This is a genomic window from Aeromicrobium sp. P5_D10 (assembly GCF_054049535.1).
Genome location: NZ_JBFUME010000003.1, coordinates 80,610 through 94,476 on the forward strand (window position 1 = coordinate 80,610; position 13,867 = coordinate 94,476).

Genomic DNA, 13,867 nt, shown 5'->3' on the forward strand with positions numbered 1-13,867 from the left:
GTGTTCGAGTTCAAGCTCCCCGACGTCGGCGAGGGCCTCACCGAGGCCGAGATCCTCGACTGGCAGGTCGCCGCAGGCGATGCGGTCGAAGTGAATCAGACCATCCTGGAGATCGAGACGGCCAAGTCCGTCGTCGAGCTCCCGTCCCCCGTGGCCGGAACCGTCTCGGTCCTGCACGTCGAGCCCGGGCAGACCGTCCCGGTCGGCACCGTCATCATCACGATCGACGACGGTAGCGCTTCGTCGGCTGCGGCCGGCGACCTCGACGTCGCCCCGGAGGATCAGCCGGAACCAGAAGATGCGAACGAGGAGAAGCCGCTGGTGCTCGTCGGGACGGGCCCCACGGCCGCAGTTCCCCGGACCCGCCGGCTGACGCGCAGGGCCGACTCCGAAACGCCGGGGGCCGTGGCAACGCTCTCCCCGCCCGAGACGGTCGTGAGCCAGGGGCGGAGCGCAGTCCGCGCCAAGCCGCCCGTCCGTCTCCTGGCCAAGCAGCTCGGCGTGGACCTGACCTCGGTCATCGCGTCGAATGGCGACGTCATTTCCCGCCGGGACGTCGAGGCCGCAGCCGCCACCGCTTCAGCGACCCCACAGGTGTCGCCGACGCTCAACGCGACGTCCGGAGAGCGCGAGACGAGGACGCCTATCAAGGGAGTGCGCAAAGCCATCGCCGCTGCCATGACGAGCTCGGCTTTCACGGCACCGCACGTGACGCTTTTCCTCACCGTCGACGTCACGCGGACGATGGATCTGCTCGCCGAGCTCAAGGCGGACCGCAACTGGTCAGGCGTCCGCCTCACACCCCTGGTCCTCGTGGCACGCGCTCTTCTGATGACGATCCGCCGCTATCCGGGCATCAACGCGCGCTGGGACGAAGCCGCGCAGGAGATCGTCGAGCCGCACTACGTCAACCTCGGGCTGGCGGCAGCGACCCCGCGTGGCCTCATCGTCCCGAACATCAAGGACGCCGACGCCGTCGACCTGCGCGGCCTCGCCGACGCCGTGGCTGAGCTGGTTGCCACGGCCCGCGCCGGCAAGACCTCGCCCGAGGAGATGTCGAGGGGCACCATCACGATCACCAACATCGGTGCTCTCGGCGTCGACGCAGGCACGCCCATTCTGAACCCCGGTGAGGCGGCGATCCTCGCCTTCGGCAACGTCCGGGACACACCCTGGGTCGTCGACGGGGAACTCCAGGTCCGAAGGGTCACCCAGCTCGCGCTGTCGTTCGACCATCGATTGGTCGACGGCGAGCTGGGCTCGAACGTGCTGGCGACGCTGGGCCGGCTGTTGGAGGATCCCAGTCAAGCGTTCGTGCTGTCATGACGGCGGCAGTGGGGCTGATCCGCCGGGACGAGGAGACCTCCGGACTCGTCGTCCTGACGGTCTACGCCCGTGGAGACTCCGCTGTGTGCGGCCGGGTGCTCCAAGGGTTCACCGTCCGGCGCTTCGCGGTTGAGCGGTTCATCGCCGACTTCAGCGGCTTCGACCACCGCACGATCAGAGGACTCGAAGGCATCGGCGGAGACGTGCTGCGGATGACGATCGTCTTGTCGCTGCCGGACCACGACGATCTGGAGCGCATCGGCAAATTCCTCAACCGGATCGTCGACGTCTACAAAGTCGAGCACACCTTCAGGATCTGAACAGATGCCATCACCGAACCGCACCGCCTATCCACACACGAACCCAGCGTGGTTCGCCACCGCGGCCCAGAAGGTTCGAGCAAAGAGCGGGCATCCCCGACACGGTGCCCTCGTGCCGTGGGGCACCGTGCACGGGCGGCGCCKCGGCGCCGCCCGGACAGCTTGCGGAGTCGCCTGCCTGACCTGGCCGATCTTCTTCGACGTCGACATGCACGGCGAGCGCTCGCTGGATATCTGCGCCGAATGCCGTCGACTCACCTTTCTCGACCATCCGCCGCTGCAGTGATGACGGCGACTAGTGCGGAAACAGCGACTCCTGACGGATGCAAGATCCACCGTCCGCCTAGCGATCAACTGGCCTGGAAGACGAGCACGCCGTCCTGCGGGTCCTGCACTCCGCGCCGGCGGCCGTCTCCTGTTCTGGCCGGGACTGTTGCTGGCGGGATGGCTCGTGTGCGCCCTGATCGCGATCAGTCGCGGCGGGAGCTGGGGGTGGACGTCTCCTCGTGTGCTGGTGCTGGCCGTCACGTGTGTCGCTGCGTTCACGGCCTGGGTCCTGGCCGAGTCTGCGGCCCACGCGCCCATGGTCGACCTCGCGATGCTGAAGGTGCGGGGGGTCTGGGTCGCGAACCTGATCGGCGCCTGCGCGGGATTCGGCCTGTTCGCTTCCTTTACCTTCCTTCCGCAGATGGTGCAGTCTCCCGTCAGCTCCGGCTACGGACTCGGGCTGACCGTGACGGAGTCCGGCATCCTGCTGCTGCCCGCAGCGATCAGCAGTTTCTTCGTCGCCCTTGCCTGCACTCGGCTCGTCTCCCGGACGAGTCTTCGGTTCGTCGTCTCCACAGGAACAACCGCAGTGGCCGCGTCCTACGCCTGTGTCGCCGTCTGGCACGAGGAGATATGGCAACTCATGGCAAGCATGGCCCTGCAGGGCGTGGGCACCGGACTCGTCTTCGCCAGTCTGGCGGGTCTCGTCATCGACTCGGTGCCTGCCACCCAGACGGGCGTCGCAACGGGGATGAACGCCAACATCCGATCCATCGGAGGCTGCATAGGGGTCGCGGTCATGGCCGGCTTGATCACCGCCTGGACCGACGACGCCGCCGGCCCCGACGAAGCGGGCTACGTGGCGGGCTTCATCGTGCTGGCCATGGCCATGGTGCCTGCACTGGCGGCCGCTGCCCTCATCCCTAGCCAGCGCCGTCCCACGACGCATGCCTAGGCCGATGAGTTCGAGCGCGAGCCCACCGCCGCTCACGCCGCTGTCGTGGTCGGCTACCAAGCCGTAGTCGCGAACTCACATGGGCCCACAGCCACCCGTTTCCGTCCCAACGCGACCGACATCACCCGGTGGAGACACGAACAAGGCCCTGACCGCGTACTTCCGCTGGTCAGGGCCTTGTTTTCGTTCTGTGGCAGGTGCAGGGTTCGAACCTGCGTAGGCTGAGCCGTCTGATTTACAGTCAGATCCCTTTGGCCACTCGGGCAACCTGCCGGGTTGTTGCCGGGGCAACGAGAAGAAACTCTATCGCAGCCGATTAGGCTGTGTGAAACCAGATCCACCGCAATACTTCAGGAGCACTCAAAATGGCTGATTCCTCGTTCGACATCGTGAGCAAGATCGATCGTCAGGAGGCCGACAACGCGCTCAACCAGGCGGTCAAGGAGATCCAGACCCGCTACGACTTCAAGAACACCGGCGCGGAGATCAAGTGGAGCGGCGAGTGGGGTGTCGAGATCTCGGCGAACGCCGATGAACGCGCGCTGGCGATCCTCGACGTCTTCAAGGACAAGCTGATCAAGCGGGGTATCTCGCTGAAATGCCTCGAAGAGGGCGAACCGCGCCAGTCGGGCAAGGACGTCAAGATTAATTCGACGTTCACCGAGGGCATCAGTCAGGAGCAGGCCAAGAAGGTCTCCAAGCTCATCCGCGACGAGGGACCCAAGGGCGTCAAGGTCCAGATCCAGGGCGACGAGCTTCGCGTGACAAGCAAGAAGCGCGACGACCTGCAAGAGGTCATCGCGCTCCTCAAGGGCGCCGACCTCGACTTCGCGGTCCAGTTCACCAACTACCGCTGACTGCTGGAGTTTCCGCAAGTCACACGGCTTAGGCCCTTCGCCGGTCCGCAGCCAGTCCGCCGGACCGACGGCAGCGCAGTGTTCAGCGGTCACGTCCTGAACCACCCACGGCTCAGGACTCCCGTCGCGCTACGAACGCCCTGATGACGTTCTCAGTCATCTGTGAGACGCCGTTGCGGGTGTCGCGGTGCAGCAACGAGCCCGACCATGCGATCGAGCCGGTCGAGAAGACCTCGCCGCCACCGGGTGTGGCGAAGTAGACGATGTCGGCACGCACCTCAGGATCCTGCTGACCGCCACCGTGATCTGCGAGGTTCATCGCGATCTCCTCAACGACCCGCTGGTAGAAGTTAGAGTGTCGTCCGCTCGACGTCGCCAGCAAGGCGGCGTGGTGGGGAGTCCCGAGGGCCTGGTCCGCCCGGTCGACCTCATCGCCGGCGGCGGCGCCCATGACCGCACCGTAGTCGCCGATCGGGTCTTCATCGATCCCCTCGAAAATCCACGCGTGGGACGGATCGGCTGCAGCCTCGGTCAAGTCGTACGGCTCCGACCGTCCCCATCCCTGCGCGGCGAAGCCGACACCGGCGAGGGCCTGCGGGGCTCGCCCGCGATGACGCCACAGCCCGCCCGACAGACCCGTCGACATCAAGGACACCTCCCCCGGGTAAGACTCCCAGCACCGGACGCCGGACATCCCGCGGCGGATCTCCACGACCAGGGGGTCTTCGCTCAGCACTCCAGTGACCCAGTACCAGCCGTTGCCACCCAAGTAGAGCAGTCCGCCACCGTTGTCGCGATACTCCGTCAGGGCGTCCAACATCTCCTCGGATGTGTACTCCGGATGTGATCCCGAGATCACCGCTGCGTAGTCGGTCAAGTAGTCCGATCCCCTCGTGTGGAGCTCCTGATCGGTGATCACGTCGATGTCGATCCCGCGACGGGCACACCACTCGATGAGATACATATCCGCCGAGAACGCCCGACCGGCGTCCAGCAACCACATCCGGTAGCCGCGCCGCATGTTGACGATGTGACGACGCCCCGCCGACAACATCACACCGCTGCCGTCAGGGTGATGGTCGTACATCGACAGCCCAAATGAGACGTCCCCGACGTGTGCCAGGTCTTCTGCCGAGATCGAGACTTCTTGGTCCGTCATCGCACTGGAGTCCAGGCCGTTGAATAGCGCTTCATTGGCATAGGCCAAGTAGGTAAACGTTGGCAGCACGACGACGACCTTGCGCCGCTCGTCTCCCACGCGAGGGACTACCGTGATCGGCACGGTGTCAGACCCGTCCGGAGTTTCGACGACCACGCCGTAGACGCCGCTCTCAAGGACGTCGGGCAGGACGGCGTCTAGCACTTGCTGCCAGCCTGCATCGACCAGGTCGGTGGAGTGGAAGTGCGTCGCAGCGTACTCGGCGGGAGCGCTGTTGAACTCCAGCGCGCGACCTGAGAAGAGTCGTCCGGTGACGCCGCGGGCGGGACCGTTCGCCAGCCGACCGGGCCCCTGCCCTACCGCAAGCGGCACCGCGATGGTCGGATCGTCACCGTGACGGAAGGCCAGATCCCACCCCGCCACCAGCTCGAGACCGAGATCGGCGACGTCGAGCCGGGCGTCCGCAACGGCCTGAATCTGGTCGGGGTCCAGGCCGGACGAAAGGACGAAGGGGCGTTCGAGCTTACCCGTGAAGTGCTCCACCGCAGTCCCGCGCGTACACCCGCCGTCTGTCTCGACACGGTTGGCGTCCCGCGCGCCGACCGTGACCGGCCCGCTGAGGTCGATCGAGCGCGCGTCGATCGACGTCTGGTCGTGCGATCGAGCTCCGCGCAGGTCCGACAGCGGCACCAGAGTCATCGTTGCCTCGGCACCGTCGATCCTGGCGACCACCAGGTGCCATTCGTGGTCGACGATCCGCCGTCCACCCACCACAAGCGTGTCGCCGTCGACTGTGTCGACGAGTGCCGGTCGGCCGTCATGCAGCTGCAGGGCCAGACGCCCCGACGAGACAAGGGTCTGCATAGGCGCCGCAGCCACGTTTCCGGACCACACGAAGACCCCGAACGACGCACTCTCGGCCGATGTGGGGGCATCCGTTCGAGGGGCGCCGTACAGGAACGATCCGACGCAGGTGGACTGCTGCGTGACGTCGTATGTGCCGCTCGCCTCCCACGCAACATCCTCGTCGAGCGACGTGTTCGTCGAGCTGGAGCTCCGCATGCGCACGAGGCGTACATCCACGGCGGCAGCAGCATCGACGTGCAGACTAAGGCGGTCACCGCGTTCGTACGAGAAGCGATCGGTGTAGGCGCGAACGGGTAGGGATGACATGGATTCTCCTAGTTGCGTCGTGGAGCGATGCTCAGATGGGTCCGGCTGCGAGGTATCCGCCGTCGACCGGCAAGTTGACGCCGTGCACGTAGGCAGCGAGTGGCGAGGACAGGAACAGGACGGCATCTGCAATCTGCTCCGGACTGGCCCACACCTTGGCCGGCACAGCAGCTGCGATGACCGCCTTGGTCTCGGCATCGTAGATATCCGTCAGCTCGGTGTTGGTGAATCCGGGCAGCACCGAGTTGACGTTGATGCCGCGGGCTGCGTTGTCAAGGGCCAGCTGACGGGTCAGGTTGATCCACAGGCCTTTGGATGCGCAGTACGCCGAGAAGCCGGGGTTGCCAACTGCACCGGAGACCGATCCGATGATGACCACCTTGCCTCCCTTGCCGTCAGCCGACATGTGCCGGATCGACTCGCGGACGCAATAGAAGACCCCGTCGACGTTGACCTCCATGTGCCGTCGCCAGTGCGCCTCATCACTGTCCTCGACCGAGGCTCCCTCAATGACGGCCGCGCTGACCACGGTGATGTCCAGCCGGTCTTCTGTGGCCAGCTCGCCGAACACTCGCACGACGTCGTCGTGCGAGGAGATGTCGAGCGCACGGTGCGTGATCCGTGACGACACCTCGGCTGGTCCTTCAAAAGGTGGTGCGTGCTCACGTCGCGACACGGTGACGACCTCGGCACCGGCCTCCGCCAATGCATAGGCCGAGGCACGTCCGATGCCCGTGGCGCCGCCGACGACGAGAGCCCGTTTGCCGCGCAGGTCGATGTTCCTCATGCCGCGTCCTTCCAGCTCGGCCGACCTACATGCCAGTCTCGTAGGCCCGTTCCTTGCGTCGAGCGTAGAAGTGCCGCGGCTGCGTGGCCATCGGTCGGAATGCGTACCTTCGAGCGCCCGAGTCACATGAAACTCACTCAAAGGACTTACGGTCGAAACATTAGTCCTATAGCATTAGTGACGTGGATCACCTTGACCAGAACTATCCCCTCACCATCGCCTCCGAGACACGCGCTGCGGAGCGGTGTCGCCACATAGCCGAGATCATCCTGCTGCGATCACAGGCGGATGCCGTCGGGCTGATGGGCATCTCGCCGATTGACGGCGCACAGTTCCCGATGCTCAACACCAACTATGCGCCTGAGACCTTTCAGCACCACGCGTCGGCACGTTATATCAAAGGGCAGCCAGGGGTACGGCAGATCCTCCGTCGTCCGGGTGTCATCCACTGCTGGGAAGACATCCCCGGGTTCCGCGGAAGCTTCGAGGCGACGACGGTCTATGGTCCCGCCGGATTCAACAACGGGATGTCCGTCGTCCTCGCGACGGCGGCCGGACTGCCTGTTGCGATGCTCCACATCAGCACTCGACTGGAGACCGTGGACCCCGAGACCAAGAACCTCGTGGAGGCGGTGCAGCCCTTGCTGGCGGAGTGGGCCGCCACGATGGGCAGGTTCGAGCTGGCAAAGCTCAGCACTCGCGAGACCGAGGTGCTCACGATGATTCGTGATGGACTCTCCAACGTCGAGATCGCCGCTTCACTGGTGCTCTCGCCCCGGACCGTCACCACACATGTCGAGCACATCCTGCGCAAGCTCGGAGCTAGCAACCGCACCGAGGCGGCCGTGCTGGCCGAACGATTCGGCCTCGAGCGCGTGGACCACCAACACCGCGTCCCGGCCTGAGCCGAGACGCGGTGAAGTAGTCCTGGACCTTGAATCTCAGGAGGTCGGATCAGCAATCTGCAGCAGCTGCTTGCCGAGGTTCTTGCCGTCGAACAGGCGGTTCATCGTGTCGACCGCGTCTTCTACACCGCCCCGCTGGATGTCATCGACCCAGACCACGTCGCCCGACCGGACCCACGCGGCCAGACGCTTGGTCGCCTCGTCGAACCGATCGGCATAGTCGGTGACGATGAATCCCTTCACCTGACAGCTGCGCACAGTGATGGTCGATAAGTTGGTCGGGCCCACCGTAGTCGCTTCGTCCGAGTATCCACTTGAGACACCACCGCACAGGACCACTGTGCCGCGCTGCGCAATATTGGCGATGCCGGCCTGCAGCATGGGACCTGCGACGTTGTCGTAGAAAATGTTCACACCCTCGGGTGCGAGCTCTGCGATCCGCTGTTCCACATCCTCGTTGCGGTAGTCGATCGCATCGTCGAAGCCTGCAATCTCGGTCAACCACCTCGCCTTGTCAGGCCCACCCGCCGTGCCGATGACCCGCGCGCCCGCGAGCTTGGCGAGCTGGCCGGCCACCGAGCCAGTTGCCCCCGCCGCGCCAGAGACGAGCACGACATCGCCCGGTCGCGGCGCACCGAGTTCCAACATGCCGAAGTACGCCGTCAGACCAGTCGTGCCCAGCACGCCCAGCATCGCAGTCGGCGGGACGCCGTCGGGGATCCTGGTGGCGCTCGGCACTCCGACGCTCTCGTCGCCGATATGGGCGAGCTGCACGGCCGGGTTGTGCTCCGCCCGCGCCAGGACATAGTCCTGCCAGCCGAAGTTGCCGGTGACCAATGTGCCGACGGGGAACCCGTCCTCGGCCGACTCGACGACCTCACCGACACCGTGCCCTCGCATGACCTCCCCCACGGGTACCGGCGGCGCGTAGGAGGGTCCGTCGTTCATCCAGCCCCGCATTGCCGGGTCGAAGGCGAGCCACACCACGCGTACGAGGACCTCCCCAGGACCCGGTGCTGGCACCGGCACCTCTTCGAGGGTGAAGTCCTCCTTGGTGGCAGTCCAGGTGGGGCGGCGGGTCAAGTGCATACGTCGGTTCGTGTAGTCAGACATGGACTCATACTAGCCTAAGGACTATTGATTGAGCCTTTGTTTTCTCGGCGGACTGTGTCACGATAAATGGACTAGAAAACGAACCCTATCGAGTCATCACTCGATTCACGAGAGGATCCGTCGTTAACATCTCAGCTCACCTCTCCACGCCCCCCGTGCAGGATCCCCATCCCCGAGAGACCCGCGAGCAGGCCCTCTCACCCCTCATCGAATCTGCCGCGCTGGCCGGTCGGACCGTCGCTTCGGCCGGGCAGGTCACGACCAGGATCGCTCAGCTGACCTGCGTCGACACCGGCCTGTTCGGGATCGCGCTCACGACAACTGATGGAGTCGAGGTGGTCGCAGGCGATGCCGGTGTGCCCTTCTCACTGCAGAGCATCGCCAAGCTCTTCGCGCTCTGCGCGCTGCTTCGACTTGATCCGCTCGCCTGGGAGCACGTGGGCTGGGACATCAGCGACCTGGGCTACGACTCCCTGACCGATCTGGAGCGCCACGACGGGCGACCGCGCAACCCGTTTGTCAATGCCGGCGCCCTGATCGTCTCCGACCGACTCCTGAGCCTGACGGGATCGGCCGACCAAGCAGTGGGTGACCTCATCACGGAGGTCGCCGGGACCAAGGTGGTGGTCGACACCGCGGTTTCTGACTCGGAGTCGTTGACAGATCACCGCAATCGCGCGATCGCTCACCTGCTCGCTGGCCACGGACGCCTGCAGAATCCCGTCGAGGACGTCCTGGCGACCTACCACCGGCAGTGCGCGATCGCAGCCTCGTCGCTGACGGTGGCCCGAGCATCACGTCTGCTGGTAGACCGCCGCTGCGAGGTCGGCATCGACCGGGACAACGTGCGACGGATCAATGCCGTCCTCATGACCGCGGGCATGTACTCCGCAGCGGGCGACATGGCACACCGCATCGGGCTGCCCGCCAAGAGCGGCATCGGCGGCGGCGTCGTCGCCGTACTGCCGAACGTCGGCACGATCTGCGCCTGGAGCCCACCTCTCGACGAGCTCGGCAACTCGATCGGGGCCGTCGCGGCCATCGAGGCGCTGGCACGGTCGACCCACTGGTCCTTGTTCTAGAGACGCGGGGCCGGTGCCGCCTCGCGCACGCCACACGCAGAGACGAACCCGTCGAGGAGCGCGGCCGAACTCGGCTCGTTCGGCCACAGGACCTCGGGGTGCCACTGCACCGCCACCAACCGTTGTTCGCGTGACTCCGCAGCTTCCACTAGACCGTCCGCAGAGTGGGCGACCGGCCTGAGGCCGGGCGCCAGCACGTTGATTCCTTGGTGATGCTGGCTGTTGACCGGGACTATCCCGTCCGTCCCGATCCACTGGGACAGGAGCGTCCCTGCCCGTACGTCGACATCGTGGAGGGGGCGGGCCAGCGCATCGTCAGACGCCTCGTGTGTGACACTGCCCGGCCGGTCTCGCGCGAGGTCGGCGTACAGGGTGCCACCCAGGGCGACGTTGACGAACTGCATGCCGCGACAGATCGCGAGGATCGGCGTCTTCCGCTCCAGAGCGACATTGAGTGCACGCCTCTCGTTCGCGTCGCGCGCCGAGTTGACCCCTCGGATGACCGGGTCACCGCGATCGCCGCCGTAGAGTGCGGGGTCGACATCACCCCCGCCGCTGATCACGATCCCGTCGAGGGGGCCGACCAGTGCCTCGATGGCCTGTTGCTCGTACGTGCAGTCGATCGTCACCAGTGTTGCTCCAGCGGCCACGAAGGCGTGGAAGATATGCCTCCACAGCGCGAACTGCTCCAGCTCACGGATGGAGTAGGTGATTCCGATGACGGGACGATCGAGGTATGGGTTCACGGGTCCTCCTGTGCTCAGCGATGAAGGCAGACCCGGGCGAACGGATCCCCCGGGCCTGCCGTGAAGTTGCGATGGACGCCCGCCGTCAGTCCTCGAGGATGCGCGCGTACGTGCCGGGCGAGGTCGTCTTGGCGACCGCCGCGATGACCGCACCCACAGCGAAGGCGAGGAGCAGGCCGATGCATACCCAGTTGGCGGCGGTGCGCCCCCCAACGAGCAGGTCTAGATTGTCGAGCATCATGTAGACCACGAACGCGAGCCCCAGGAACGACAGGATCGGGGCCACCACCGAGTTCCATGCCGGGTCGTCGCCACTGCCGCGCTGGTGGAACGCGACGACCGCGGCGCTGGTCAGCAGCATCAACACCATGAGGCCGAGCGTCGCCGCACCCGACAGCCAGGTGTAAATCTCCAGGACAGGCTCCAGCCCCGCGATCGTAAGAGCGCCCAGGATCAGGACGGAACCAACCGTGACGACCACGGACGATCGCGACGGAGCACGATGCGTGCGGTGGGTCTCGGCCAGGAACGCCGGCAGGACCCGCCCTCTGGCCAGGTTGTACTGGTAGCGGGTGATGACGTTGTGGAACGAGAGGCAGCACGCAAACAAGCTCGTCACGAGCAGGAGGATGACGGCGTCCTCGACCAGCGTGCCGGCGTATCGGTTGGCCAGACCCTGCATTGTGTTGGACGGGTCGGCACCGGTCAGCTCAGCCGCCTGCCCGACGCCCAGGCCGTTGGCGATCGCGAAGGACGTGAGTGCGTACAGACTGCCGATGACGGCGATCGCAATGTACGTGGCCTTTGGTATCGTGCGCGCCGGATCCTTCGCCTCGCTGCGGAAGACAGCAGTCGCCTCGAAGCCGACGAAAGCGAAGAAGGCGAACATGAGCCCGAGCCCGGGGGCCCCGTCGAAGACCTTCGTGACATTCAGCGGCTCGGCCGAGAGACCCGAGTCGCCACCCTGGAAGATAATGGCGAAGTCAACGACGAGGACGACCAGGCCCTCCAGCACAAGCGCCACGCCTAGCACCTTCGCGCTGACCTCGATGTCGCGGTAGCCCAGGAGCGCAATGACGACGAGAAATGCGAACGCCGACACCCACCAGCTCACGTCGAGGCCGAGGTACTGGTCGAGCGCGGCGGAAGCCGACACTCCTAGCAGTGCATACAGAGCGATCAACAGGATCGCGTAGGAGCCCAACGCGAGCGACGCGGTGCCCGCGCCCGGCACCTTGCCGAGGCCTGCCTGCACGTAGGAGTAGAACGCCCCGGCGTTCTGCACGTGACGGCTCATCAAAGTGAACCCGACTGCGAAGACTGAAAGGACGATCGCTGCGCCGATGAAGTACAACGGTGCGACAGCATTGCCACCTAGGGCGAACACGAGCGGGACAACCGCGCACGCAGCACCCAGCGGCGCTACCGCGGCGACGACCATGAAGACAATCGATCCAACTCCAAGACCTCGGTGCAACGCATCCGAGCCGTCGGCGCCAGCACCTACCTGTGGATCTCTCGTTGTGGACATGGAATCTCCTTGCTCCTGCTCCTGGACGGAGCCGATCGACCGCGAGTCGCTCGCCTACGTTTGATTGGCTTGATCTTCCGACCTTTAGTCCATTGTGTCAATACTCACCGAGTTTCGTCCTTGTAAAGACTTGGACGAGCATGGACAGGTCGCTTGACAGCGTGATGTGCACAACTTACCGTTTAGGACTAGATACTGGACCAAAACGGTTCGTCGAACCTCAGGAGCACCCATGACACTCACGCCTACGTCACTCGGTGGCATGCCCATGGCACCGGTGGCTGGCCACGGGGCCTTCGGCCCGATGTCGCTCGAGCAGCTCCGGGCCGAGGCCGCCGCCGGGACCGTCGACGCGGTCATGCTCATCACCCCCGACAACCACGGGCGGTGCTTGTCGGAGCGAGTACCGACGGACCGTTTCCTCCGCGACTACGAGAAGCTCGGGGCGTTCAAGGTGCCCCTGATGCTGTGGGGGCTCGATATCGAGCAGAACTACCGAGGCGACCTAGAGCACGTCGGCGGCATGAGCTCGGGTGCAGCCGATGTTCCGCTGGTGCCCGACATGACGACCATCCGGCGCCTGCCATGGCTCCCAAACACCCCGACAGTCATCTGTGATCCGACACTCACCGACGGGTCTCCGCTCGCGTTCGCGCCGCGGCAGATCCTCAAGACTCAGCTCGAGCGCTTGGAGTCCCTCGGGGTGACGATCCAGGCAGCCACCGAGCTGGAGTTCTACTTGTTCGACGAGTCGTACGAGGCGGCGTGGGACGCCGGCCACCGCGGTCTGACCGCCTCGACGCGCCACCACGCTGCGTACGACGCGATCGCCGCGATCAAAGCCGAGCCCTTCATCAACGAGGTCATCCGACAGATGGATATGGCCGGGGTGTTGACCGAGGGCTATTCACAGGAGTACGGCTTCGGCCAGCAGGAGATCAACTTGGCTCACACCGGTGCCTTGGAGATGGCAGACCGTCACTTCCTCTACAAGTTCGGTGTCAAGAGCATCGCGGCACACTCAGGCGTCTCGGCCACGTTCATGGCCAAGTGGGCGATCGACGGCGACGGCAGCTCGTGCCACATCCACACCAGCCTGTGGGATCTCACCGGCACGACCGCGATCGGAGACCAGGACCAGTTCGGCGGCTATGTCGCGGGACTCGCCCAAGGCATGGCAGACTCCACGCTTCTCTACGCGCCGACCGTGAACTCCTACCGACGATTTATGCCCCACTCGTTTGCTCCTACAGTTATTGCTGTCGGCGACGAGAACAGGACCTGTTCTCTGCGTCTCGTCGGCTCCGGAAAGACCCGGCGAGTGGAGAATCGAGTCCCCGGCGCCGACGTCAACCCGTACGTGGCACTCGGCGCCATGGCGGCATGCGGCGCGAACGGCATCGAGTCGGGCCTGTCGATGCCACGCCTGGAGACCGGCGACATGTACTCCAGCACTGAGGCACCCCGCCTGGCGACGTCCCTGCAGACGGCGATCGAGCGGTTCGACCAGAGCGTCGCGCTCCGCGGCGGACTCGGCGCCGAGGTACACGCGCATCTTCTGGCCCTGGGTCGCGCCGAGCAGGAAGCGTTCCTCACCGAGACCGTGACCGATTGGGAAAAGCGCCGCTTCTTCGAACGAGCGTGAG

General features: G+C 65.4%; 13 protein-coding genes and 1 tRNA gene. 8 read left to right on the plus strand and 6 right to left on the minus strand.

What is annotated here, in order from left to right:
- From ACXJKC_RS05445 to ACXJKC_RS05460, 4 genes are read left to right on the plus strand one after another with little or no spacing between them, the layout of a single operon-like run.
- Complete coding sequence (locus ACXJKC_RS05445; protein ID WP_456695667.1) at positions 1–1,326, plus strand: dihydrolipoamide acetyltransferase family protein; 1,326 nt, start codon at positions 1–3, stop codon at positions 1,324–1,326.
- Positions 1,323–1,646 (plus strand): hypothetical protein, encoded by a 324-nt coding sequence (locus ACXJKC_RS05450; RefSeq protein ID WP_456695668.1) that lies wholly within the window; start codon positions 1,323–1,325, stop codon positions 1,644–1,646. Before ACXJKC_RS05445 ends, ACXJKC_RS05450 begins: the two co-directional genes overlap by 4 nt.
- Positions 1,647–1,650: 4 nt before the next feature.
- Complete coding sequence (locus tag ACXJKC_RS05455) at positions 1,651–1,932, plus strand: hypothetical protein (RefSeq protein WP_456695669.1); 282 nt, start codon at positions 1,651–1,653, stop codon at positions 1,930–1,932.
- 12 nt (positions 1,933–1,944) lie between these two features.
- Positions 1,945–2,868: an MFS transporter gene (locus ACXJKC_RS05460; RefSeq protein ID WP_456695670.1), complete on the plus strand. Its 924-nt coding sequence runs from the start codon at positions 1,945–1,947 to the stop codon at positions 2,866–2,868.
- A gap of 191 nt (positions 2,869–3,059) precedes the next feature.
- Here ACXJKC_RS05460 and ACXJKC_RS05465 read toward each other — a convergent pair.
- Positions 3,060–3,141: transfer RNA gene (locus ACXJKC_RS05465), tRNA-Tyr, on the minus strand.
- A 92-nt stretch (positions 3,142–3,233) separates the two neighbouring features.
- On the opposite strand from ACXJKC_RS05465, the gene ACXJKC_RS05470 reads away from it, so the two are divergent.
- Entirely contained in the window at positions 3,234–3,725 is a 492-nt protein-coding gene (locus ACXJKC_RS05470) for a YajQ family cyclic di-GMP-binding protein (protein WP_456695671.1), read from the plus strand.
- A gap of 112 nt (positions 3,726–3,837) precedes the next feature.
- Here the strand turns inward: ACXJKC_RS05470 and ACXJKC_RS05475 are convergent, their stop codons facing one another.
- Complete coding sequence (locus tag ACXJKC_RS05475) at positions 3,838–6,057, minus strand: N,N-dimethylformamidase beta subunit family domain-containing protein (protein WP_456695672.1); 2,220 nt, start codon at positions 6,055–6,057, stop codon at positions 3,838–3,840.
- A 31-nt stretch (positions 6,058–6,088) separates the two neighbouring features.
- A complete protein-coding gene (locus ACXJKC_RS05480; RefSeq protein ID WP_456695673.1) occupies positions 6,089–6,844 on the minus strand; it encodes an SDR family NAD(P)-dependent oxidoreductase in 756 nt (251 codons plus the stop codon).
- Between the two features lie 182 nt (positions 6,845–7,026).
- Between ACXJKC_RS05480 and ACXJKC_RS05485 the strand changes: the two genes are divergently transcribed.
- On the plus strand, positions 7,027–7,749 hold the full coding sequence (locus tag ACXJKC_RS05485) for a response regulator transcription factor (RefSeq protein ID WP_456695674.1): 723 nt from the start codon (positions 7,027–7,029) through the stop codon (positions 7,747–7,749).
- Positions 7,750–7,785: 36 nt separating this feature from the next.
- On the opposite strand, the gene ACXJKC_RS05490 is transcribed toward ACXJKC_RS05485, so the two are convergent.
- On the minus strand, positions 7,786–8,862 hold the full coding sequence (locus ACXJKC_RS05490) for an NADP-dependent oxidoreductase (RefSeq protein ID WP_456695675.1): 1,077 nt from the start codon (positions 8,860–8,862) through the stop codon (positions 7,786–7,788).
- Positions 8,863–9,017: 155 nt separating this feature from the next.
- Between ACXJKC_RS05490 and glsA the strand changes: the two genes are divergently transcribed.
- The gene (glsA, locus tag ACXJKC_RS05495; protein ID WP_456695676.1) at positions 9,018–9,944 is read left to right on the plus strand and encodes a glutaminase A; all 927 of its coding nucleotides are present in this window, start codon (positions 9,018–9,020) and stop codon (positions 9,942–9,944) included.
- On the opposite strand, the gene ACXJKC_RS05500 is transcribed toward glsA, so the two are convergent.
- Complete coding sequence (locus ACXJKC_RS05500) at positions 9,941–10,690, minus strand: gamma-glutamyl-gamma-aminobutyrate hydrolase family protein (protein ID WP_456695677.1); 750 nt, start codon at positions 10,688–10,690, stop codon at positions 9,941–9,943. The genes glsA and ACXJKC_RS05500 overlap by 4 nt on opposite strands.
- An 85-nt stretch (positions 10,691–10,775) precedes the next feature.
- A complete protein-coding gene (locus tag ACXJKC_RS05505) occupies positions 10,776–12,221 on the minus strand; it encodes an APC family permease (protein ID WP_456695678.1) in 1,446 nt (481 codons plus the stop codon).
- Between the two features lie 232 nt (positions 12,222–12,453).
- On the opposite strand from ACXJKC_RS05505, the gene ACXJKC_RS05510 reads away from it, so the two are divergent.
- Positions 12,454–13,866: a glutamine synthetase family protein gene (locus ACXJKC_RS05510; protein WP_456695679.1), complete on the plus strand. Its 1,413-nt coding sequence runs from the start codon at positions 12,454–12,456 to the stop codon at positions 13,864–13,866.
- Position 13,867 lies beyond the last annotated feature (1 nt).

Coding starts and splice junctions, on each gene's coding strand:
- ACXJKC_RS05450 (WP_456695668.1), top strand. CDS start 1,323: ATGACGGCGGCAGTGGGGCTGATCCGCCGGGACGAGGAGACCTCCGGA.
- ACXJKC_RS05470 (WP_456695671.1), top strand. CDS start 3,234: ATGGCTGATTCCTCGTTCGACATCGTGAGCAAGATCGATCGTCAGGAG.
- ACXJKC_RS05475 (WP_456695672.1), bottom strand. CDS start 6,057: ATGTCATCCCTACCCGTTCGCGCCTACACCGATCGCTTCTCGTACGAA.
- ACXJKC_RS05480 (WP_456695673.1), bottom strand. CDS start 6,844: ATGAGGAACATCGACCTGCGCGGCAAACGGGCTCTCGTCGTCGGCGGC.
- ACXJKC_RS05490 (WP_456695675.1), bottom strand. CDS start 8,862: ATGTCTGACTACACGAACCGACGTATGCACTTGACCCGCCGCCCCACC.
- ACXJKC_RS05505 (WP_456695678.1), bottom strand. CDS start 12,221: ATGTCCACAACGAGAGATCCACAGGTAGGTGCTGGCGCCGACGGCTCG.
- ACXJKC_RS05510 (WP_456695679.1), top strand. CDS start 12,454: ATGACACTCACGCCTACGTCACTCGGTGGCATGCCCATGGCACCGGTG.